The 21,436-nt window shown below is 64.5% G+C and carries 16 protein-coding genes; 5 read left to right on the forward strand and 11 right to left on the reverse strand.

The features are described 5' to 3' along the window. Window positions 1–4: 4 nt before the first annotated feature. Both R3X27_RS10940 and R3X27_RS10945 read right to left on the reverse strand, forming a co-directional pair. On the reverse strand, window positions 5–982 hold the full coding sequence (locus tag R3X27_RS10940; protein ID WP_317708892.1) for a phosphotransferase family protein: 978 nt from the start codon (window positions 980–982) through the stop codon (window positions 5–7). A 4-nt stretch (window positions 983–986) separates the two neighbouring features. Continuing rightward, entirely contained in the window at window positions 987–1,856 is an 870-nt protein-coding gene (locus tag R3X27_RS10945; protein WP_317708893.1) for an S-methyl-5'-thioadenosine phosphorylase, read from the reverse strand. A 497-nt stretch (window positions 1,857–2,353) separates the two neighbouring features. On the opposite strand from R3X27_RS10945, the gene R3X27_RS10950 reads away from it, so the two are divergent. Then, window positions 2,354–3,913 carry a SulP family inorganic anion transporter gene (locus R3X27_RS10950; RefSeq protein ID WP_317708986.1) on the forward strand — a complete coding sequence of 520 codons (1,560 nt, stop codon included), beginning with the start codon at window positions 2,354–2,356 and terminating at the stop codon, window positions 3,911–3,913. Window positions 3,914–3,974: 61 nt separating this feature from the next. On the opposite strand, the gene R3X27_RS10955 is transcribed toward R3X27_RS10950, so the two are convergent. Beyond that, window positions 3,975–4,394 (reverse strand): hypothetical protein, encoded by a 420-nt coding sequence (locus R3X27_RS10955; protein WP_317708894.1) that lies wholly within the window; start codon window positions 4,392–4,394, stop codon window positions 3,975–3,977. A gap of 118 nt (window positions 4,395–4,512) precedes the next feature. Then, window positions 4,513–5,523 carry a substrate-binding domain-containing protein gene (locus R3X27_RS10960; RefSeq protein WP_317708895.1) on the reverse strand — a complete coding sequence of 337 codons (1,011 nt, stop codon included), beginning with the start codon at window positions 5,521–5,523 and terminating at the stop codon, window positions 4,513–4,515. A gap of 186 nt (window positions 5,524–5,709) precedes the next feature. On the opposite strand from R3X27_RS10960, the gene R3X27_RS10965 reads away from it, so the two are divergent. Beyond that, a complete protein-coding gene (locus R3X27_RS10965) occupies window positions 5,710–7,335 on the forward strand; it encodes an alpha-amylase family glycosyl hydrolase (RefSeq protein WP_317708896.1) in 1,626 nt (541 codons plus the stop codon). Between the two features lie 487 nt (window positions 7,336–7,822). Beyond that, the gene (locus tag R3X27_RS10970; protein ID WP_317708897.1) at window positions 7,823–10,294 is read left to right on the forward strand and encodes a caspase family protein; all 2,472 of its coding nucleotides are present in this window, start codon (window positions 7,823–7,825) and stop codon (window positions 10,292–10,294) included. A 181-nt stretch (window positions 10,295–10,475) separates the two neighbouring features. Here R3X27_RS10970 and R3X27_RS10975 read toward each other — a convergent pair whose 3' ends face one another. The 4 genes from R3X27_RS10975 to R3X27_RS10990 all read right to left on the reverse strand — a co-directional run bounded on the left by R3X27_RS10975 (window position 10,476) and on the right by R3X27_RS10990 (window position 15,667). Continuing rightward, window positions 10,476–10,823, reverse strand: a complete 348-nt coding sequence (locus R3X27_RS10975) for a DUF427 domain-containing protein (RefSeq protein WP_317708898.1) — start codon at window positions 10,821–10,823, stop codon at window positions 10,476–10,478. Window positions 10,824–10,903: 80 nt separating this feature from the next. Next, window positions 10,904–12,703: an aminopeptidase P family protein gene (locus R3X27_RS10980; RefSeq protein ID WP_317708899.1), complete on the reverse strand. Its 1,800-nt coding sequence runs from the start codon at window positions 12,701–12,703 to the stop codon at window positions 10,904–10,906. 158 nt (window positions 12,704–12,861) lie between these two features. Then, the gene (gene cobT / locus R3X27_RS10985) at window positions 12,862–14,730 is read right to left on the reverse strand and encodes a cobaltochelatase subunit CobT (protein WP_317708900.1); all 1,869 of its coding nucleotides are present in this window, start codon (window positions 14,728–14,730) and stop codon (window positions 12,862–12,864) included. Between the two features lie 262 nt (window positions 14,731–14,992). Next, window positions 14,993–15,667 carry a DUF2270 domain-containing protein gene (locus tag R3X27_RS10990; RefSeq protein ID WP_317708901.1) on the reverse strand — a complete coding sequence of 225 codons (675 nt, stop codon included), beginning with the start codon at window positions 15,665–15,667 and terminating at the stop codon, window positions 14,993–14,995. A 169-nt stretch (window positions 15,668–15,836) separates the two neighbouring features. Here R3X27_RS10990 and R3X27_RS10995 point away from each other — a divergent pair, with 169 nt between their 5' ends. Beyond that, window positions 15,837–17,312, forward strand: coding sequence for a leucyl aminopeptidase (locus R3X27_RS10995; protein WP_317708902.1), 1,476 nt, complete (start codon window positions 15,837–15,839; stop codon window positions 17,310–17,312). 4 nt (window positions 17,313–17,316) lie between these two features. Next, on the forward strand, window positions 17,317–17,775 hold the full coding sequence (locus R3X27_RS11000; RefSeq protein ID WP_317708903.1) for a DNA polymerase III subunit chi: 459 nt from the start codon (window positions 17,317–17,319) through the stop codon (window positions 17,773–17,775). A gap of 596 nt (window positions 17,776–18,371) precedes the next feature. On the opposite strand, the gene R3X27_RS11005 is transcribed toward R3X27_RS11000, so the two are convergent. From R3X27_RS11005 to R3X27_RS11015, 3 genes are all read right to left on the reverse strand, one after another. Further along, window positions 18,372–19,655 (reverse strand): TRAP transporter large permease, encoded by a 1,284-nt coding sequence (locus R3X27_RS11005; RefSeq protein WP_317708904.1) that lies wholly within the window; start codon window positions 19,653–19,655, stop codon window positions 18,372–18,374. Window positions 19,656–19,658: 3 nt separating this feature from the next. Beyond that, a complete protein-coding gene (locus R3X27_RS11010; RefSeq protein WP_317708905.1) occupies window positions 19,659–20,198 on the reverse strand; it encodes a TRAP transporter small permease in 540 nt (179 codons plus the stop codon). Window positions 20,199–20,266: 68 nt separating this feature from the next. After that, window positions 20,267–21,259, reverse strand: coding sequence for a TRAP transporter substrate-binding protein (locus R3X27_RS11015; protein ID WP_317708906.1), 993 nt, complete (start codon window positions 21,257–21,259; stop codon window positions 20,267–20,269). Window positions 21,260–21,436 lie beyond the last annotated feature (177 nt).

Raw genomic sequence — 21,436 nt, forward strand, 5'->3', positions numbered from 1 at the left:
CGGGTTATCCGAAGGCGCGCTTCGCGAAAGGTCGCAGGCGTTGCAAGGTCCGCTGCTTGGCATCGCTGCGGTCGGCGCGGTCGCGCGGAACATGCTGTAGCGTCGCCAGAATGCGGGCGTAGATCAGGAACCCGACGCTGGGGTCGTCTGGCCCGACAAGCCGGTATCCGTGGAAGAAGGCCGCGCGCACATCTTCGGGCAGGATCTCGCCCGGCGGCAGCGCCTCGGCGCTGCGCAGGACGGTTGCGAAGTCGAACAGGATCTTCGCGATGTCGTGGCCAACCGGCGCGGGCGCGGTCTTGGAGATGTCGATCCCGGCGAGGCGCGTCCCGTCGAAGACGAGGTTGCGCATGTGGAAATCGCCGTGCTGAACCGCCGAAACGGTCTCGCGTCGGTCATGCTCCGGGGCGATCTCGGCCAGCCGGTCTATGCCGCGCAGGAAGAGGCCGCGCGCGGCGGGGTCGAAACTGCCCGCACGGATCTCGGCGCGCAGACCCTCGTAGTGGCGCAGCGTGTAGCCCGGCTGGAACAGACGCCGTTCCTTGATTCCGCAGCGGTGATAGGCGTCGAGCCATTCGCCGGCATGGGCGAGCAGTTGGAGCTGCGTCTTCCGGTCGGCCGCGCGCATCGCCTCGGAGAGGGGGCGGCCGTCGATATAGGTGATCAGGCTCGCCTGCGCCGTCGGGTGCAGCGCGACCGGGCGGGGCAGGGTCAGGCGCTCGGAATGGGGGAAAACATCCCAGATCTCCGCCTGGCGGGCGAATTGCGCAGCGAAGGCGTCCCGCATCTCGGGGCGGAGCTGGACCTTGCAGGTATAGTGGCCGGCCGTTGGATGCTCGCCAAGCAGGCTTGCCCGCGAGATGGCCGGGTCGTCCCGAACGGCGAGGCTGGTCAGCCGCCAGCCCTCCTCCGGCAATCCGGCCCGCGCCAGCAGCCCGGGCCAATGCGCCAGAACCTCCCGCTCGACGGCACTCGGGAGCATCGGGTCAGAGCATCCGGCCTGCCACGGCGTCCAGCTTCGACAGCAGGGCCGGGTCGCGTTTCTCCGGGGCCGTCATGATCGCGTATTCCAACGCGCGGTCGCAGCCATGCGGGCAAAGCTCGCGGGTCGCGCCGAGCAAGGCCGGCAGGCGAGCGATCATGCCGCGGGCATTGGCAGAGTTGCCGGTCAGGGTCCGGATGATGTCGTTGATATCGACCTCGCCATGGTCGGGATGCCAGCTGTCATAATCGGTGACCATGGCGATGGAGGCGTAGCATAGCTCGGCCTCGCGGGCGAGCTTGGCTTCGGGCATGTTGGTCATGCCGATCACGTCGCAGCCCCATTGCGCGCGATAGAGCTTCGATTCGGCCAGCGTCGAGAATTGCGGCCCTTCCATCGCAAGATAGGTGCCGCCGCGATGGGTTGTGATGCCCTGCGCCTGCGCGGCCTCGAAGCAGATCCCGGAGAGTCGCTCGCAGGTCGGGTGGGCGAGGCTGACATGGGCCACGCAGCCAGTGCCGAAGAAGCTCTTCTCGCGGGCGAACGTCCGGTCGATGAACTGGTCGACGATAACGAAATGCCCCGGCGCCATTTCCTCGCGGAAGGAACCACAGGCGGAGACCGAGATGACGTCGGTCACGCCGAGCCGTTTGAGCGCGTCGATATTGGCGCGGTAGGGCACGGTGGTCGGGCTATGGACATGGCCGCGCCCGTGCCGGGGCAGGAAGGCCATCTTCACGCCGTCGAGCCGGCCGGTCAGGATCTCGTCCGAGGGCGCCCCCCAAGGGGTCCCGACCGCTTGCCATGTGGCGTCTTCCAGCCCGTCGATCTCGTAAAGACCGCTGCCGCCGATCACGCCGATTATCCTGTCCATATCAAAAGCCTCTGGTTCCGGTTTGCGGCGAGCCTAATGCAGGGGCAGGAGAGGGGGAAGAGGTGTCGGAGCTGTCCTCTGATTGACGCGGACTCAAGGGCGGCGCATCGGTTTGAGCTTTCTCGGATCAGCTGGACAAACCGTGTTGTTGGACCGTCAATGTGCCCCCCCGAGGGGCGGCACTGGTACGGTTTTCGTGCCGAAGAAGAGGCCGGCAGGACATCCACGCATACGGAATTCCTATACCCGCCATGCGCATGACGCATAGCTGCTGCCCACCTGACGCCCTTCTGCAACGCAGCGCTTTCTGATAGCGCCACCGGATGCGCGCCGCCCGACTCCGGGTGTGCCCGCCAGACCATATCGCGCGTGGCCGCCTCAATCGGCCTGGCCCGCGCACCGACAGCCGACAGAAAATGAGGCCCCGCGTGACCCGCACCATCATGGCAGCCCTTGCCCCGAAGAACTATCTTGCCCAGTTTTCCACCGGCGAGAACATGAGCAACGCCCATCACCTGCGCACCGAGATCCTGTCCGGTCTCACCGTCGCACTGGCGCTGGTCCCCGAAGCGGTCGCCTTTGCCTTCGTCGCTGGCGTCCACCCGCTCGTCGGGCTCTACGCGGCATTCATCGTCGGCCTCATCACCGCGCTGATCGGGGGACGCCCGGGCATGATCTCCGGGGCAACCGGCGCCCTCGCTGTCGTCATGGTCGCGCTCGTCGCCGATCACGGGGTCGAATATCTCTTCGCGACCGTGGTTCTCATGGGCATCCTCCAGATCTCTGCCGGCGTGCTGCGGCTCGGCAAGTTCATCCGGCTGGTGCCGCATTCGGTGATGCTGGGCTTCGTCAACGGCCTCGCCATCGTCATCTTCCTCGCGCAGCTCACGCAGTTTCAGGTCCCGGGCACGGCCGAGGTCTCCGGCCACGGCATGTCGGGCGGGGAATGGCTCTCCGGCTGGCCGCTTATCGTCATGCTGGCGCTGGTTGCGCTGACCATGGCCATCATCTGGGGGCTGCCGAAACTGACCAATGTGATCCCAGCCCCGCTTGCCGGGATCGGAATCACGGCCGGCCTCGTCATCGCCTTTGGCATTGATGTGCCCCGCGTCGGCGATATGGCCTCCATCGAAGGCGGGCTGCCGATGTTCCATATCCCGATGGTGCCGCTGACCTTCGAGACCTTCCAGATCATCCTGCCCTACGCGCTGATCCTTGCCGCGATCGGCCTGATCGAGAGCTTGCTGACGCTGAACCTCGTGGGCGAGATCGTCCATGAGCGCGGCGGCGCTTCCCAGGAATGCGTCGCCCAGGGCATCGCCAACACAGTCACCGGCTTCTTCGGAGGCATGGGCGGCTGCGCGATGATCGGCCAGTCGATGATCAACGTGAAATCCGGCGGCCGCACCCGGCTCTCCGGTGTTGCCGCAGCGCTCTTCCTGCTCGCCTTTATCGTCGTCGCCGCGCCGCTGATCGAACAGATCCCGCTCGCCGCGCTTGTCGGCGTCATGTTCATGGTCGTGATCGGGACCTTCGCTTGGAAATCCCTGACCATCATGCGCAAGGTGCCGATGACCGATGCGATCGTCATCGTTCTCGTGACGGTCGTGACCGTTGCCACGGACCTTGCCACCGCCGTGGTCGTCGGTGTCATCGTCTCGGCGCTGGTCTTCGCCTGGGAGAGCGCCTCCCACATCCACGCCAAGACCTACAAGACGCCGGAAGGCGCCAAGGTCTACCAGATCCAGGGGCCGCTCTTCTTCGGTTCTGCCCATGCCTTTGCCGAGCTCTTCGATCCCTCGGGCGATCCGGGGCGCGTTGTCGTCGATTTTGCCGAGAGCAAGGTGGCCGACCAGTCGGCACTCACGGCGATCGACGCGCTGGCGGGCAAATACGAGAAGGCTGGCAAGAAGCTGGAACTGCGCCACCTGAGCCATGACTGCCACGAGTTGCTGAGCAAGGCCGGGCAGTTGATCGTGGATGCCGATGACGATCCCGATTACGCCATTGCCGCGAACTACTCGGTGCGCACCGGCGTCCTGCACGCCGGCCACTGACGGAAAACGAACCTGGCTGGGCGCGGGGGCCTTGTGTCGCCCGCGCCGCCGCACTGGCTCATCACGTCTCCACGAACATCTTCCAGTCCGTTTCCAGCGCCGGTGACATGCCGATGTGGTCCAGCGCCTCGGCGCGGTCGTCTGTTATGGCGATGTCCAGCTCGCTCAGCTCCGAGAGCACCGTTGCCGTCATGCGGCTCAGGCCGAAACTCATGTCGCTCGGCGCATAATAGACCCAGCGGACCGGGCGGGGCAGCCCGGCATAGTGCTCGGCCAGTCTTTCCCGCCGGATCAGGATCATGGACAGGTCAATCTCGCTGGACTGGATGCGCGAAACATCATTCAGCACGGGCATGTCACGCTTGTAGCGCGGATCGGCCACGACCGTTTCCAGCATGTCGCGCTGCTCTGCGCGGCGTATCCGCCCCTCGTAGCACAGCAGTAGAACGCCGGGGGAAAGAAATCCGTGTCGACAGGGCATGTTCTGCCGCTCCTTGTCTTGTGGCAACTTTGGGATCCCAGAGCGCGGAGTCTAGCCCTCGCCGCGGCAAAGCTGCAATGAGGTTTGTTCTGCGTTCGCTGGGGGTTGCATGGCGAAGCTATGCCGGGGGTGGTCGAGTCGAGGCCCGCAAGACAAGCTCGACCGGTGCGATCTCCTGCAGGGAGTCGGGCGCAGCCCCGGTCATCAAAGCCTCCAGCATGCCGGCGATGGCCTGCCCGGCCTCCCGGATCGGGGCGCGGGTCACGGTGAGTGGCGCGGAGAAGCTGGCGGTGCTGAGACCGGACAGGTCGTCATCATGGCAGATCAGCGAGACATCCCGGCCAAGCTCCTGTCCCGCATCCCGCACTGCCCGTTCGGCCCCGAGTGCGAGCAGGATCGAGGAACAGAGCAGGGCGGTTGCGCCCGCTTCCAGTGCGGCGCGCGTGGCTCGGTACCCCGCCGCTTCCGTCATCTCGGTCTCGGTGATCGGTGTTTGTGCCCGGGGCAGTCCGCCGAGCCCGTCGAGGAACCCCTCCCGCCGCATGATCGCGAAGACCGCCTCGGGGTGACCGTTGAGCAGGGCGATCCGGCGGTGACCGAGAGCGACCAGCAATTCGGTGGCCTGCCGGAAAGCGCCATGATTGTCGATGTCATAGAAGGCGTGGGTGGGGGCGCGGCTGGCGCGACCATGCACGACGAAGGGGATGCCGAGACGGTCGAGATGCGCGGCGCGCGGGTCGTCGAGCAACGGCTGGCCGAGGACGAATCCGTCTACCTTGCCGGCCCGTGAGAAGCGCTCATAGGTCGCTGCGCCGAAACCCTCGAAGCTCGCGCCGAGCACGACATCGCGTTCCTGCCGCGCCAGTTCTTCCGTCAGGCCGGACATGAAGTCGGAAAAGAGCGGGTCGAGCAGCAGATGCCGTTCCGATGGCAGGATCATCCCATAGGCGCCGGCGCGACCGGTGGCGAGGCGGCGGGCAGAGCTGTTCGGCCGGTAATCGAGGGCCCGGGCGGCGTCGAGCACGCGTTGGCGTGTCTTCGGGCTGACGGTCGAGTAACCGTTCAACGCCCGGCTGACGGTCGCCTGGCTCAGGCCGAGATGTTCCGAGAGGGTCTTGAGGCTGGTCACAGGGTGCGCCCAATTACTTAAAGCGCTTTCTAAAGTATCTAGTAAACTGCAAGGCCGCAACGCTCATTGCGATGAATGGGCTAATTTTTGCTGATGATTTCTCTTCCGTTGACTTCGGATTTTCGTCGGTATTTATGAAAGCGCTTTCATAAATGCTCCCATGCATCGAGTCCCGAGGAGAAAACCATGTCCAAGACCCTGCTTGCCCAAAATCCCGACTGGTGGCGCGGCGCAGTGATCTACCAGATCTATCCGCGCTCCTTTCAGGACAGTTCCGGCTCCGGTACCGGCGATCTGCGCGGGATCACCGAGCGGCTCGACCATGTGGCCTCGCTCGGCGTCGACGCGATCTGGCTTTCGCCCTTCTTCACCTCGCCCATGGCCGATATGGGCTATGACGTGGCCGATTACTGCGATGTCGACCCGTCCTTCGGCACGTTGGCCGATTTCGATGCGCTGGTCGCCCGCGCCCATGAGTTGGGCCTGCGGGTGATGATCGACCAGGTCCTGTCGCACAGCTCCGATCAGCACGCATGGTTCAAGGAGAGCCGCAGCTCGCGCGACAATCCGAAGGCGGATTGGTATGTCTGGGCCGACCCGCTCCCCGACGGCTCGCCGCCCAATAACTGGATCGCCATCTTTGGCGGGCCGGCCTGGGAATGGGACGGCGTGCGCCGGCAATACTACCTGCACAACTTCCTGATCGGCCAGCCGGACCTCAACTTTCACAACCCGGAGGTACGTGGGGCGCTGCTGGATAGCGTTCGCTTCTGGCTGGAGCGTGGGGTGGACGGGTTCCGGCTCGACGTATGCAATTTCTACTACCATGACGCCTCGCTGGCCTCGAACCCGCCCCGGCCCGCAGACGCAGAGCCGAGCCGGCACACGAACCCCTACGGGATGCAGCTCCATATCCACGACAAAACGCAGCCGGAGAACCTGGAATTCCTCAAGTCCTTCCGTGCGCTCCTCGAAGAATACCCGGACCGGGCGTCGGTTGGCGAGATCGGCGCAGAGGAGCGTTCGCTCGACGTGGTTGCCGAATATACCGGGGGCGGCGACAAGCTGCACATGAGCTACACGTTCGACCTGCTCTCCAGCGACGGGACGCCGGCACAGATCGCAAGCTCGATCGAGAAATTCGAAACCGTCGTTACCGATGGCTGGGTTTGTTGGGCGCTCTCCAACCATGACGTGAACCGCCATGTCTCGCGCTGGCTGCGCGCAGGGGATGATCGGGAAACGGTGGCCAGGCTTGCGGCCAACCTGCTTCTGAGCTTGCGCGGCTCGGTCTGCATCTATCAAGGCGAGGAACTTGGCCTCGAACAGGCCGAGGTGCCGTATGAGCGGCTCAACGATCCGCAGGGCAAGCGCTTTTGGCCGGCCGACAAGGGGCGCGACGGCTGTCGCACGCCGATGCCCTGGGAGGCAGGGGCCGCGCAGGCGGGTTTCTCGACGGTCGAGCCATGGCTGCCGCTCGATCCGCGCCACGCAGAGCAGGCGGTGGACCGGCAGGGCGCACCCGGAACGGTGCTCGACCATTACCGGCAGATGCTGGCCTTCCGCAGGGCGCACCCGGTCCTTGCCACGGGCGCGATCCGAATCGTGGAGGCCGGTGATGCCGTTCTCGCCTTTGAGCGCAGCGGTGAGGAGACACTTCTGATGCTGTTCAACCTCGGCCGTACCGCCGTGTGCCGGGATCTGCCGGACGGGGCGGTCCCACTGGAACTGCCAGGGAACCTTCCGCCTGCCATGCAGGGGCATCGGGTGGATGTGCCGGCGCAATCGGCGGCGTGCTTCCGTCTTGCCTGACCGGCCCAGATCGCTTTGAAAATCGGGAAATGGCCGGTGGCCGGTCCGGCCATTTCTGCCCTCACGCGGGCTGTCTTTTTGCACAGGCTTGCAATGCTCGAAAAGGCATCGCAAGATTACCCAAGGTAAATTTATTGGATTGCTACCCGTAATTTCTTTGGGAGACTTGATATGCCGAAACGCGCAATTGCCGTTATTCTGGGGACTTTGATGTGGCTGGGGGCGTGTACGACAGTGCCGACCTCCACAACTGGCGAAACCGAAGCCATGGCCACGACCGCCGCCACGACCACAACGAATTCTTCTTCCTCGTCAAGTTCGTCCAGAAGCTCCCAGGGAACGTTGCTCAATCGGGGCTCGGGTGATTCCGGGACCGGCAGTTCGAACGATAGTTCTTCGGGTGGCAGTTCCGGAGGCGGCGGCTTCGGGGGCGGCAGCTCGGGTAGCAGCAGCTCGGACAATGACAGTTCGGACAATGACAGCTCGGATGATGACAGCACCGACGGTTCGGATGATGGCGGCTGGAGCGGCGGCTGACGCCATGCACAGCCCTTGTTCTTTTGCTTCGGCGCGGCGCCCGGTCCGGGCGCTGCTTTTGACCGCGACCCTGTTGGCTGCTGTCCCGTTCTCCGGCCTCCCCGTATTGGCTGGCTCTCTGCAATCGGAGCGGGCAAACGCCGGGCAGGCGGTTCCCGGGCGGATCGCCATTGTTATTGGCAATCAGGAATACGAGGCCGTCAGTGACCTCGAAAATGCACGTCGGGACGCCAGGGACGTTGCCGATATGCTCCGCAGCTTCCGTTTCAACGTGTTTGACGGCTATGATCTCGACAAACGGGGATTCGAGGAACTGCTGCGCAGCGCCATGCTGAATATCCCCGACGGCGCCGAGGTGGTGTTCTACTATGCGGGGCATGGCATCCAGATCGGCCGGCGCAATTACCTGCTGCCCACGGATGCGGCCTTTGCCAGCATCTATGACGTGCCGCTGGAAACGATGACGCTGGACCGGGTGATCGATACGCTCGCGGCGCGCGGCGCGGCGCATGTGGCTATCCTCGATTCCTGTCGCGACAACCCTTTCCCCGATATTCGCCTCGCGGCGGATCTCGACGCGAATCTTTTCGAGACCAAGTCCGGTTTCGACGTGTTCAGCACTCCGCTCAACTCTTTGGTCGCTTTCTCGACCTCTCCCGGCGCAGTGGCCATGGATGGCGCGGCCGGTGGCAACAGCCCCTATACGCGCGCCATCATGGAAGCGGCCCAGGCCGCGCCCGGCGAGAACATCCAGAACCTGTTTCCGGTTGTCCGGCGCAAAGTCCACGAGGCGACGGAAGGGCGGCAGGTCCCCTGGGAAAGTTCGACCCTTGTGCAGCCCTTCTTCCTGGCGCCGGCCTCGGTGACCGCGGCCGACACGTCCGGACAGGCCGACGCGGGGACCGGCTCGGCGGATCGCGGCATGGTGATCGCGGCCCCGTCGGATGAGCCGACCGCTCTTGAGCCCATTCCGATCTCCCTGACACGGGTCTTTGACCGCAGGGTTGTGCTGGGTGACGAAATTCTCGACGCGATCGGCGGGGAGTTCGTGGCCGTCGAAATGGCCGTTCCCCCGACAAGCGGCATCCTGTCGCTCGGAGCCGGGGTCGGACAGATCGGGCGGGTTTCCTTCGCCCCGGAAATCTCGGACATCCGCGCGACCGAGCTCGATGGATTTGAGCTTGAGGAGCGGTTCTCGCTGAACTTCGTACTGGCCGGTGGTTTGACCCGCCAGGTCGACGTCAACCTGAAGCTCGAAGTCGATTCGTGCGATCTTGAAATGGGCGATGCACTGGATCTCGGCGGGATCGGAATCTACCGCCTTGCCAATGAGATCGACGTTGCGGCGGGGCTTGCAGCTTGCGAACGCGCCGTTGCCGAGGATCCCGAGAGCGGCCGGTTCCACTATCAGCTTGGGCGTGCGCAGCAAAGCGCGGGGCAGGTCCCGGAGGCATTCGCCAGTTTCAGCCGTGCTGCCGAACTGGGGCATGTGCGGGCGCTGAACGCGTTGTCGATCCTGCACGGATCCAAGCGCATCGACCATGAGGCGTTGGGGATTCCCAAGGATCCGGAGCTGGCGCTGAGCTTGCTGGAACGCGGGATTGCGACCGGCGATCCCTATCCGATGCACCGGCTGGGGCAGCAGCTCCTGCGGCAGGGCGAGACACCACAGGATCGCCAGCGCGGATTCGAACTGATGGAGCGGGCGGTCGAACTGGGCCATACCTACTCGATGAACGAGCTCGGGATCTATTTCCTGACCAAGGACACCGATCACTACCTGCCGGAGCGCGGAATGCGCTATCTGCGTGCGTCCGAACTGCGCAAGGACATCTACGGCTATCACAATCTCGGATATGTGGCGCTGAACGGCCTTGATGGCGTTGAGCCCGACACCGCTCTCGCCCAGGAGTATTTTCGCAAATCCATGGAGGGCGGCCACCCGAGCGGCCCCAGCATGCTTGCGCGGATGATCCTGCGCGGCCAGATCGGGGAAAGGAACCCGAGCGAGGCAGTCAAATTCTATGACATGTCGCTTGCGCGCGGGGATGGATGGGCCGGTGCAAATGCGGCGACCCTGATCCTCAAAGGCGAGGTCCCGGGACTTGGTGAGGCCGACGCGGCGGTTCGGGCCGCGAAGGCGGCCAATCTCGGCAATGCCAAGGCGGCCGAGCGCGCGCGGGAACGGCTCGCGCAAGTGTCGGCGCGCGAGAAGGGCCGCGCACTCCAGATGCTGCTGGCTGAGCTTGGGCAACCGATTTCGGTTGATGGGGCCGTCGGTCCGCAGACGTTGCGTGCTCTTGAAGCCGCCAGTGCGGATGCCTCGATCCCGTATCGGCGGGTTGACGATCCGACCGAACGTCTGATCCTTGCCGCGCGTGTTTACTGGTCGGAAAACCCGGTGCGCTTCGATCTTTTCTGAGCGTCCCGGACGGCCCGGAGGATGACGTCGCATACGTGGGACTGTCCGATTGCGACGGCTGTGCCCGGCGTGGATCGAAAGCCGTGTACGCTTGGAGCGTTCACTCTTGCCGCGTTCGAAACAGAAAAGGAGCGCCGCAGGGCGCTCCTTTTTTACTCGAGGATCGTTCCGTCAAAGGGTGTCAGATCCGTTCGACGGCAATTTCCGATCCGTTGGCATGGAAGGCGATGTGATCCTTGATGCGGGTCATGCCTTCGATGGGCGCCTCATAGCTCCAGGCCGCATTGGCGAGCGTTTTGCTCTTCGTCTGGATCGAGAAGTAGTTGGCATCGCCCTTGTGCGGGCAGTGGCTGGTCTCGTCGCTCACGTCCAGGAAGGCCATCGCGATATCGTCACGCGGGAAATAGATGACCGGCGCGTGCCCGCCCTCGGTCAGTTCCAGCGCATTCCTGCTTTCGGCGAGCACGGCGCCGCCGGCGCGGACCACCCAGGTGCCGTCGGCCTTGCGGATCGTGATATGGTCAACCATGTCGGTCCCTTTGAAATTCGTCCGCCTCTATGGGCGGGCAATGTGACATTCTGGTGAATGAGGAATGTTAGCGGGCGACACTACAAGTTTCGCGTCGCGGCGTCCAGCCATGTGCGGGCGCTCCCGTCCAGCAGGTCGGCCAACCGCTGTCGGCACGCGTCGTGATAGCCGTCGAGCCACTCCCGTTCCGGGCCGCTCAACATCTCAGGACGGATCAGGCGGCGGTCGATGGGAACCCAGGTCAGCGTGGCAAAGGCGAGCATTTCACGGGCATCCGCGCCGGGGAGATCGGGGGCGGTGATGACATGGATCAGGTTCTCGATGCGGATGCCAAAGGCACCCTCGCGATAATACCCGGGCTCGTTGGAGAGGATCATCCCGGTCTGGAGCGGGGTATCCGAGACACGCGACAGCCGCTGCGGGCCTTCATGAACCGAGAGATAGGCGCCAACCCCGTGGCCGGTGCCATGATCGTAATCCTGACCGGCGCGCCAGAGCGGGGCGCGGGCCAGCGCGTCGAGGTCGCGCCCGGCGAGGCCAGCGGGCCAGCGCAGCGTCGAGATCGAGATCATGCCCTGCAACACGCGGGTAAAGCAGGCTTTCTGTTCCTCGGTGACGGCGCCCGTGGCGATGGTCCGGGTGATGTCGGTCGTGCCATCGGCATATTGGCCGCCGGAATCCACCAGCAGGATGTCGCCCGGGACAATCTCGCGATTGCTCTCTTCGCTGACGCGGTAGTGGACGATCGCACCATGCGGGCCGGTGCCGGCGATGGTTTCGAAGCTGATATCGCGCAGGAGCGGGTCGCGGCGGCGCTCCTCCTCGAGGCGACGGACGACGTCGATCTCGGTCAGGCCGCCGGCGGGCGCGGCCTCGTCCAGCCAGCTCAGGAAACGGCACATGGCGGCGGCGTCGCGAAGATGCGCGGCCTCCATCCCCTTGAGCTCGGAGGCGTTCTTGCGCGCCTTGGGCAGAATGCAGGGATCCTGGCCGAGCTTGATCTCGGCGTTGGCAAGCTGGTCGGCGACCCAGACAGGGGCCGAGGCGCGGTCGAGTCGGACCGCGCCGCGCAGGGCGCGCAGGGCCGGACCGAAGGCCGCCGTCGGCTGGCAGTGCACGTTAGCGCCGAGATGGCTGCGGACCTCCTCGGAGAGCTTTCCGGGGGCGCAGAACAGGTCCAGCTCGCCTGACGCGTGGAGGATAGCGAAGGCATGCGGGACAGGGTTGCGGGCGATGTCACTGCCACGGATGTTCAGCAGCCAGGCGATGCTATCGGGCAGGGTGAGGACCGCTGCCTGTTCGCCGCGCAGGGTCAGCTTGCCGGCCAGCGCGCGGCGCTTCTCTTCGTGCGCCTCCCCGGCATGTTCGAGCGGGTGGAGGATGATCTGCCCTTTCGGCGGCGCGGGCTGATCGACCCAGATCGCGTCGACGAGGTTGTCACTGGACACAAGCTCGATCCCGGAGCCGTTTCCGGTTTCGCGCAGGCGGGCGATTTCCTCGACCGAATGCAGCCAGGGGTCGAAGCCGACCCGGCCGCCTTCGGGCAACTGTTCGACCAGCCAGTCCCCGAGCTTTTCCTCGGGCCATTTGACCGGCGTGAAATGGGCCAGATCCACCTGGGAGCGGACCTGCACACGGTAGCGCCCGTCGATGAACACCCCGGCCACATCGGCAAGCGCCGCGCAGAAGCCGGCCGAGCCGGTGAAACCGGTCAGCCAGGAAAGGCGTTCGTCATACGGGGCGACATACTCGCCGTGATGCGCATCGGCGCGTGGGACGAGGAAACCGTCGAGCCCTGCTGCCGCCATTTTCGCACGCAGGGCGGCGAGGCGGGGCGGGCCGTCTTCAGGGCGGCTTGTCACGTCAAAGCTTTGAAACATCTGTATCTCCTGCCGCAGCGGGTCGCATCTTTCGTGTCTCTGTCATCCTGGAACCCGGTTGAAAGGGGGCGCTGCCCCCTGTGCTTTCTCCTGCGCAGGCCGGGAAGCTCCATCCGGAAGACGCGGGAGCGTTCCTCCGGATCATTCTTTCACCAAGGCTAGGAAGCGCGCTTCAAGCCAGAGAACCTTGCCCGTGCACGCTTGTCATTGTCGAAAAGGGAGGCCAGTTGCTCCGTCATCGCGCCGGCGAGCTGTTCGACATCCGTGATTGTTACCGCGCGGTCGTAATAGCGGGTCACGTCATGGCCAATGCCGATTGCCATCAACTCGACCTGCCGGCGGCGCTCGATCATCGCGATCACATCACGCAGGTGTTTCTCGAGGTAGTTTGCCGGGTTGACCGAGAGGGTGGAATCGTCGACCGGCGCGCCGTCCGAGATCACCATCAGGATCTTGCGCGACTCGGGGCGGACAACCATGCGCTTATGCGCCCATTCCAGCGCCTCACCGTCGATATTCTCCTTCAGCAACCCTTCCTTCATCATCAGGCCAAGATTGTCGCGCGAGCGGCGCCAGGGGGCGTCGGCGGATTTGTAGATGATGTGGCGCAGGTCGTTCAGGCGGCCCGGCATCTGGCTCCGGCCTTCCTTGAGCCATTTCTCGCGACTCTGACCGCCTTTCCAGGCGCGTGTCGTGAAGCCGAGGATCTCGACCTTGACCGAGCAGCGCTCGAGAGTGCGCGCGAGCACGTCGGCGCAGATCGCGGCGATGGAGATTGGCCGGCCGCGCATGGAGCCGGAATTGTCCAGGAGCAGCGTCACGACGGTGTCGCGGAACTCGGTATCCTTCTCGATCTTGAAGGAGAGGGGTGTCGTCGGGTTGGCCACGACACGCGCCAGCCGACCGGCGTCGAGCGTGCCTTCCTCGAGATCGAATTCCCAGCTGCGGTTCTGTTGTGCCTGAAGCCGGCGCTGCAGCTTGTTGGCCAGCCGCGAGACGGCGCCTTTGAGCGGCTCCAGCTGCTGGTCGAGATAGGCACGCAAACGCTCCAGTTCGACAGCCTCGGCCAGCTCGGTCGCCTCGATGATTTCGTCGAAATCACCACAGAAGACCTCGTAATTCGGATCGGCCTCGGAGGGCGGGGCAGGGGCGGGCGGCTCCAGCGGCGCCTCGCCTTCGGGCATCTCCGCTTCTTCGCCCATCTCGCTGTCGTCCGAGTCGTCCATCGTGACCTCGGCCTCGGTGGGATCGTCGGTCGCGTCCTGGTCCTGCTCGGGGGAGCTGTCGTCCTGCTGGCTGTCCTCGTCCTGCTGGTCGGTGTTTTCGGCCTCGTCCTGATCCTCTTCGGCTTCCTCGGGCTGTTCCTCGTCATCCATCTCGTCGGGATCGTCGCCGAGCTGGTCGCCATAGCCGAGATCCTCGATCACCTGCCGGGCGAATTTCGCGAAGGCGGTCTGATCCTCGAGGCAATCTTCGAGCCGTGGCAGGGTCTCGGCGGCCTGACCTTCGAGATAGTCGCGCCAGAGATCGAGGATGTTCTGCGCGCCTTCCGGCAGCTCTCGCCCCGTGGCCAGCTGCCGGACCATGTAGCCTGCGGCCACGGCCAGCGGCGCTTCGCTCGCCTTGGTGACCTGGTGATAGCCCTTGCGCTTCGCCTCGTTGCCGATCTTTGCGTCGATATTGGTGGCGGTGCCGGGCATGGTGCGGGCGCCCACGGCCTCGCAGCGGGCCATCTCCATCGCCTCGTAGAGATCGAGCGCCATCTGGCCGGAGGGCAGGTAGCGTCGATGGGTGGCCGGGTCGTGATGACGGCGGCGCAGCGCCAGCGCATCTGCGGTGCCACGCGCCAGCAGCACCTCTTCCTTGTTCAGCCGGCGGCTGACCTGCGGCAGGCGCATCTGGTCGCTGGTCAGACCCGAGGGGTCGACCGTGAAGACGACGCCAAGGTCAGGGTCATCGGCAATGACCCGGGTCGCCTCGCTCAGCGCCTTCTTGAACGGATCGGCTGGATTGTCGGACTGGCTCATGCGCAGAAAACTCTCTTTACCGGCGGACCCTCGGCTCCGCGCGGGCTTCCCTTGTTCGAGTAATCGGGCAAGGCCGGCGAAATGGCAAGGGTCGGAGCGTGCGGGAGAGGGGAGATGCCCCGGCGCCTGATCGGCGGAACCATGGGTACAAGCGGGTCGGCGCCATGCGCATGTCAGCGGATCCAGCATGTCGAGATGCTTCTGTCGACCGTTTCCGACCCATCCCATGCGCAGGCAATGCAATGGCCCCGGGGGCTCCTCCCTAGCCCAGCGACCGCCCCCGATCACGCATCGCGGTGCGGGCCGCGTCACGGTTTCCGGTCATGTAAGCGATATAGAAGAAAGCCCCGAGATAGACGACGCCGATTCCGAGGATCAGCTCTCCCGGAATAGGGCCTGTATCGGCGCGGTCGATCACCTCGCGGATCGATCCCGCCGAAACGGGGTGGACCACCAGCTTGCCGATATAGGCCACCATCTGGACCGACAGGATCCACAGGTAATTGCGCCGGATCCGCCGCCCCATCGCCGTCAGCAGGCTGACATGGTAATCCGGGCGCCAGTAATCCTCTGCCAGCACCTGCTGCCAGTTCTCCTCCGTGTGCAGGTCTCCATCATGCAGCATGGGGGCGTAGAAATGCACCTCGAGATAGCGTGCCCGCGCCCGCCAGACATTGAAATAGCGATAGCGCCGGGCCTCCAGCATCATCAGCGTCGAGATCAGCAGTCCCACCAGCAGCAGCGGCAATGCGCTTGCCTCCGGGCTGGAAAAGGAGATCGAAAAGGCCGCGCCGAGCGAGACCACGGACCAGTTGGTCGTGGTGTCGAGGCGGGTGCGCCAGATCGTCGAGCGATAGACCTCGCCGCGATAGAGATGCGCCATCGCGCCGATCTCGGCGGGCGTGAACTCACGGGTTTTCTGCGTCTCCTCCGGCATGGCCCCTCCCAAAGCGCATGAACGGCCCTCTCGAGCAGGGGCCTTGTGCCGAGCCTAGCGCGGCCGGGGCAAGCTGGGAACCGTGGCAGGGTGACAAAGCGGCCCCAGGGTGCTGGCATAGTGTCGCCGCCGCGCTTAGGTAGGGGGAAAGAACTCAGGAGATCTCGCCATGACCACCCCGCCCGTCATCGACATCCAGCCGCTGGACCTCGACGCGATTGCCGGCTTCGAGGGCCGCATCGCGGTCTTCGTGCCGGCAGACGGCAAGCTCGACCAGGGCGCGCGACGGGTGAACCGGCTGAGCAAGGGCGCGCTGGAGCGGTTCGCCGCGAGCGACGCCTTCGAGCGGCTCAAGCCGGGCGAAGCCGTGGATCTGGCCTGGCCCGCGGGCATGGCGGCCAGCGCGGTTCAGGTGATCCGGTTGGAGCCGAAATCCACCCCGATCGAACGGCGCAAGGCGGGGGCGGCGATTGGCGCGGCGCGGCGCGACGAGGATGTGTTGGTCCTCGGCGGCGCCCGCAAGCGGTTGGCCGAGATGATCCTTGGTTGCTACCTGCGCGCCTATGCCTTCAAGGAATGCCGCTCCGGCGAGGCGGCTGTGCAAGCCAAGGGCAATCTCTCCGTCATGGTGACGGATCCCAACGCCCTGCGAGCGGAGATGGCTGCCGCGGAGGCGGTCGCAGAGGGAGTCTATTTCACCCGCGATCTCGTCAACCTGCCCGCCAACACGCTCACCACCGAGAGCTTCGCCGAGAAGCTCGTCGCGCTTGGTGATCTGGGGCTTGAGGTCGAGGTGTTGGACGAGGCGGCGATGGCGGAGCTTGGCATGGGGATGCTGCTCGGGGTCGGGCAGGGCTCGGAGAGCCCGTCGAAGATCGTTGTGATGCGGTGGAATGGTGGCGGCGAGGAAGCCCCGCTGGCGCTGATCGGAAAGGGTGTCGTCTTCGACACCGGGGGTATCTCGCTCAAGCCCGGTGCGGGTATGGAAGACATGACCATGGATATGGGCGGCGCGGGCGTCGTCTCCGGCGTGATGAAGACGCTGGCGCTGCGCAAGGCGCCGGCCAATGTGGTCGGCCTTGTCGGGTTGGTCGAGAACATGCCGGACGGGCGGGCGCAACGGCCCGGCGATATCGTGACCTCGATGAAGGGCGACACGGTAGAGGTGATCAACACCGATGCCGAGGGCCGGCTCGTTCTGGGTGACGTGATGTGGTACGCGCAGGAGCGGTTCAAGCCGTCGGGCATGATCGATCTCGCGACGCTGACCGGGGCGATCATCGTCGCGCTCGGGCATGACAATGCGGGCGTGTTTTCCAATGATGACGGGTTTGCCGAGGGTTTCCTGGCGGCGGCGAAGGCGGAAGGCGAGGGCGCCTGGCGGATGCCGATCGGGCCGAACTATGCCGAGCTGATCAAGTCGACCAAGGCGGATATAAAGAATGTCGGCTCGGGCCGTTGGGGCGGGTCCATCACAGCGGCCGAATTCCTGCACCGCTTTGTGAAGGAAGACACGCCCTGGATCCATCTCGACATCGCCGGCGTCGCCCAGCCGGCCAAGCCGCCGGCCTGGGCCCCGAAAGGCGCGTCGGGCTGGGGTGTGATGGCGCTCGACCGGATGATCCGGGACAGGTACGAAGGCTGATCCCATGGGCCAGGCGCTGTTCTATCACCTGACCCAACGCCCGCTGGAGGCGACGCTGGCGATGCTGCTGGGGAAATCCCTCCAGCGCGGCTGGCGCGTTGCCGTGCGCGGTCCAGACGAGGGGCGCCTGCACTGGCTGGACCAGAAACTCTGGCTGGGGCCGGAGGAGGGGTTCTTGCCGCATGGCCTCGCTGGCGGTCCTCATGATGCGGACCAGCCGGTGCTGTTGACGCCCGGCGAGGCGTTGCCCAATGGCGCGGCCTGCCTGATCACGATCGACGGCGCGGCCGTCTCGGCTGCGGAGGTGGATACGCTGGAGCGGGTCTGCATCCTCTTTGACGGTCATGATCCGGAGGCGGTGCAGCAGGCGCGCGGCCAGTGGAAGGGGCTGACCGGAGAGGGCGCCCCGGCGCAATACTGGTCGGAAGAGAGCGGCCGCTGGGAGATGAAGGCCGAGAGTTGAATGCGGACTGTCCGGGGGGAATGCAGCGACCGGAACTGGACGCTTTCTTTCGGCGCATCGGTCGAATTGAGACGCCGATACGATTCGCATTGCTGTGATCCGGGACTTGCGGCCGCGGGGTGCGGACAAGAACGCTGGGCTTTTCTGCGGCGTTTCCCGGGCGGAGCGTCTCTGTCTCCACGGCGTTCGACTCGAAGACGCTGCGGCGAATGATGAACGGCGGCTGACCCGGCGTTCTCCCGGCATTTGTTTGGGGACCGCGCTTTGAAACGGCCTCGACTCGGACCCTGGTCTTGCCTTTCCCAACATCTGATCGGGCCTCCCTTGTTGGGGGGGGCGCGCTGCGCCGAGCCGAGGCTTTCGCGCCAGTGCTTGTCTGTCAGCCAGGTCAGCGAATCGCGGGTGGAGATGGGAAGATTGTAGCCTGTTCGAGGATCGGTCGGCGCGGGTCCGTGGACGTGGCGCTGGCATGATCCCTTCCGACCGAAGGGCGGATCGGTTTTCTCCGCCCGAAAAAGACTGGCGCCCCGCCCGATATCCCGGGGGGGGCGCCAGCAGTCCGGTCCCAAAAGGGGAGGGAAGGACCGGGGTTTCGTTTACTCTCCGAGCAGCGCGGGCAGGGTCATGGAGACCGCCGGCACATAGGTCACGAGGATCAGCGCCACGAAGATCGCGAGGTAGAAGGGGAAGATCGACTTCACCGCGTCTTCGATCCGGATCCGACCGACCGCGCAGCCTGCGAAGAGGCAGGTGCCCACCGGTGGCGTACAAAGGCCGAGGCCCAGGTTGACCAGCATCATGATGCCGAACTGGATCGGGTCCATGCCAAGATCCTTGGCGATGGGCAGGAAGATCGGCGTACAGATCAGGATCAGCGCTGCCATATCCATGATCATGCCCAGCACCAGAAGCATAAGGTTGATCATCAGCAGGATCATCCAGGTCTTCGAGGAGATCCCGAGCAGGAGCTCGCTGAGCTTGTCGGGCACCTGGTAGAGCGCCAGAAGATAGGCGAAGGCGCCTGCGAAACCGATCAGGATCATCACCATGGCCGTGGTGCGCACGGCGGAGGTGAGCGCGATGGTGAATTCTTTCCAGCCGAGTGTGCGATAGAAGACGGAGGTCAGGATCACCGCGTAGATCGCGCCGAAGGCACCGGATTCGGTCACCGTGAAGATGCCGGAGAGCACGCCGCCAACGATGATGACCGCCGTGATCAGGCCCGGAATGGCGATGGCGCCGGTCTTGGCGACGGAGACCCAGCCGGGGAAGGGCTCGGCGGGATAATTGCGCCGGACGGCAATCCAGTAGGCCGCAACCGCGAGACAGAGGCACATCATCACGCCGGGCACGACGCCCGCGAGGAAAAGCTTCGACACCGAGATGCCACCCCCCGCAGCCACCGCGTAGATGATCATGTTATGCGATGGCGGGATGACGATGCCGGCGATCGAAGAGGTCACCGTCACGTTCACCGCGTAGTCCGCGTGATAGCCCTTTTCCTTCATCACCGGGATCAGGATCGAGCCGAGCGCCGAGATGTCGGCAATGGCCGAGCCGGAGATGCCGCCGAACAGCATCGAGGAGAGGATGTTCACCGTCGCTAGGCCGCCGCGGATATGACCCACGAGCGCGCCGGCGAAGCGGACCAGCCGGATGGCGATGCCACCATGGAGCATGATCTCGCCGGCAAAAACGAAGAACGGGATGGCCAGCAGCGCGAAGACCGAGATGCCGGACATCGTGCGCTGGAAGGTGATCAGAAGCGGAAAGCCTTCGTACCAGAAGGCCGAGGCTGCGGCGATGCCCATTGCGAAAGCGACGGGCACACCGATCACGACCGCGCCGGCAAACATGCCGAGAAGAATTGCGAGTCCCATCGGTCAGGCCTCCTCGTGGTGAACTGGGTCAGGATAGGTCTCGCCGTTCTTCCAGTAGATGACGCGGAAGACGGCGCGGAACCCAGCGAAGATCGCGATGAGCGCGCCACAGATGACGAAGGCGAGGGTGCGGAAGCTCTCGGGGATATTGAGCATCGGCAGCATCGTCTCCCAGCCAAAGGCGAAGAGTTCGAGACCAGCGACAAACATAACGCCGCCGAAGCTGGCCAGGATGATGTCGATGATGAAGCGCCAGATCCCTGTCATTTTCGGCCCGAAGGCGTCCCGGAACAGGGTCACGCTGAGATGGAATTGTTCATGAATGCCCACGGCGGCGCCGAGAAAGGCAATATAGCCGACCAGAAGGAGCCCGAGTTGCTCGACCCAGGTCGGGGTCACGTTCATGACGTAACGGCCCCAGACCAGCCAGCCGAATGTGGCGACAAGCGTGGCGAGGGCGACGGCGCAGATAATGAGACAGAGCTTGGAGAGGAGGTCGAGCCACCCCTCGATCCTGTGCACGAAGGTTAGGCTGTTTGACATGCCCCTAGCTTTCTTGGTTGGCTGGCGCCCCGGATGATCCGGGGCGCCGCGTTGGTGTCAGTTACGGATCACTCGAAGTTCTGGAAGAGCTCGACGATCCCTTTCATGTCCGGGTTCGCGGCAAGGTACCCTTCATAAACCGGGGCCATGGCCTCCTGGAAGGGAGCCTTGTCCTCGATCATGTTGACCTCGACGCCGGCGGCCTTGACGACTTCCATCGACTTGGCTTCCCGATCAGCCCAGAGTTCGCGCTGGAGCATGGTCGAGTTCTTGCCGGCCACTTTCACGATTTCCTGCTGTTCCGGTGTCAGCCCGTCCCAGGTCTTCTTGGCGATGACCAGGACTTCCGGGATGATCAGGTGCTCGGAGATCGAGTAGAACGGGGCCACTTCGTAGTGAGCGGTCGACTCGTAGGAGGGCGGGTTGTTTTCAGCACCGTCCACCACGTTGGTCTTGATCGACTGGTACACTTCGGCGAAGGCCATCGGCGTGGCGTTGCCGCCCAGAGCCGCGATCATGTCAACGAACAGGTCGTTGTTCATGACACGAACCTTCATGCCTTCCATATCGGCGGGCGCGTTGATCGGGCCCCGCGAGTTATAGAAGCTCCGCGCGCCGGCGTCGTAGTAGCCGAGCGCGATCACGCCCTTTTTCTCCAGGCCGGCCGAGAGGGCTTCGCCGGGAGCCCCGTCCATCGCACGGTGCATCTGGTCGATGCTCTTGAAGATGAAGGGCAGCGAAACGACGTTGGCTTCAGGTGCAACCGGACCCCAGGGGCCGAGGCTGAATTCAGCGAAGTCGATGATGCCGAGACGTACCTGCTCGATGGCGTCGGGCTGCGAACCCAGCACGCCCTGGTGGAACACCTTGCCTTTGATCTCGCCGCCGGTCTTTTCGGTCACTTCGGCCATGAAGGCCTCCATGCCGTGGGACACGGGGTAGTCTTCGACGTGAATGTTCCAGCCGCGCCAGTCTTTGGCTTCGGCCACCGGAGCGGCGAAAGCGGCAGCGAGCGCGATGGCGCTTGCAAAGGCGGTTGCGGCGTATTTCTGGAATGCCATGAAGTCCTCCCATAGGTCATTCTGTTTGGTGAGCCGCACCCTATCGCCAAAACAAATTTTTACAATAATCAATAGTGCGACACATTGATATGCTAGTTCACGGCTATCCCACGCTGTCAAGAAATGCTTTAAGCAGCTGACAAGGCGAAATAATTTTTTCTACCGTTGCGGGTGTTC

The organism is Tropicimonas sp. TH_r6 (genome assembly GCF_033101155.1).
Lineage (GTDB): Bacteria > Pseudomonadota > Alphaproteobacteria > Rhodobacterales > Rhodobacteraceae > Tropicimonas.

Excerpts from the sequence above, each read along its gene's own strand:
- R3X27_RS10995 (WP_317708902.1), top strand. The coding sequence starts at position 15,837 with ATGACCACCCCGCCCGTCATCGACATCCAGCCGCTGGACCTCGACGCG.
- R3X27_RS10955 (WP_317708894.1), bottom strand. The coding sequence starts at position 4,394 with ATGCCCTGTCGACACGGATTTCTTTCCCCCGGCGTTCTACTGCTGTGC.
- R3X27_RS11000 (WP_317708903.1), top strand. The coding sequence starts at position 17,317 with ATGGGCCAGGCGCTGTTCTATCACCTGACCCAACGCCCGCTGGAGGCG.
- R3X27_RS10980 (WP_317708899.1), bottom strand. The coding sequence starts at position 12,703 with ATGTTTCAAAGCTTTGACGTGACAAGCCGCCCTGAAGACGGCCCGCCC.
- R3X27_RS10965 (WP_317708896.1), top strand. The coding sequence starts at position 5,710 with ATGTCCAAGACCCTGCTTGCCCAAAATCCCGACTGGTGGCGCGGCGCA.
- R3X27_RS10945 (WP_317708893.1), bottom strand. The coding sequence starts at position 1,856 with ATGGACAGGATAATCGGCGTGATCGGCGGCAGCGGTCTTTACGAGATC.
- R3X27_RS11005 (WP_317708904.1), bottom strand. The coding sequence starts at position 19,655 with ATGGGACTCGCAATTCTTCTCGGCATGTTTGCCGGCGCGGTCGTGATC.
- R3X27_RS10990 (WP_317708901.1), bottom strand. The coding sequence starts at position 15,667 with ATGCCGGAGGAGACGCAGAAAACCCGTGAGTTCACGCCCGCCGAGATC.
- R3X27_RS11015 (WP_317708906.1), bottom strand. The coding sequence starts at position 21,259 with ATGGCATTCCAGAAATACGCCGCAACCGCCTTTGCAAGCGCCATCGCG.
- R3X27_RS11010 (WP_317708905.1), bottom strand. The coding sequence starts at position 20,198 with ATGTCAAACAGCCTAACCTTCGTGCACAGGATCGAGGGGTGGCTCGAC.
- R3X27_RS10970 (WP_317708897.1), top strand. The coding sequence starts at position 7,823 with ATGATGACAGCACCGACGGTTCGGATGATGGCGGCTGGAGCGGCGGCT.
- cobT (WP_317708900.1), bottom strand. The coding sequence starts at position 14,730 with ATGAGCCAGTCCGACAATCCAGCCGATCCGTTCAAGAAGGCGCTGAGC.
- R3X27_RS10950 (WP_317708986.1), top strand. The coding sequence starts at position 2,354 with ATGAGCAACGCCCATCACCTGCGCACCGAGATCCTGTCCGGTCTCACC.
- R3X27_RS10940 (WP_317708892.1), bottom strand. The coding sequence starts at position 982 with ATGCTCCCGAGTGCCGTCGAGCGGGAGGTTCTGGCGCATTGGCCCGGG.
- R3X27_RS10975 (WP_317708898.1), bottom strand. The coding sequence starts at position 10,823 with ATGGTTGACCATATCACGATCCGCAAGGCCGACGGCACCTGGGTGGTC.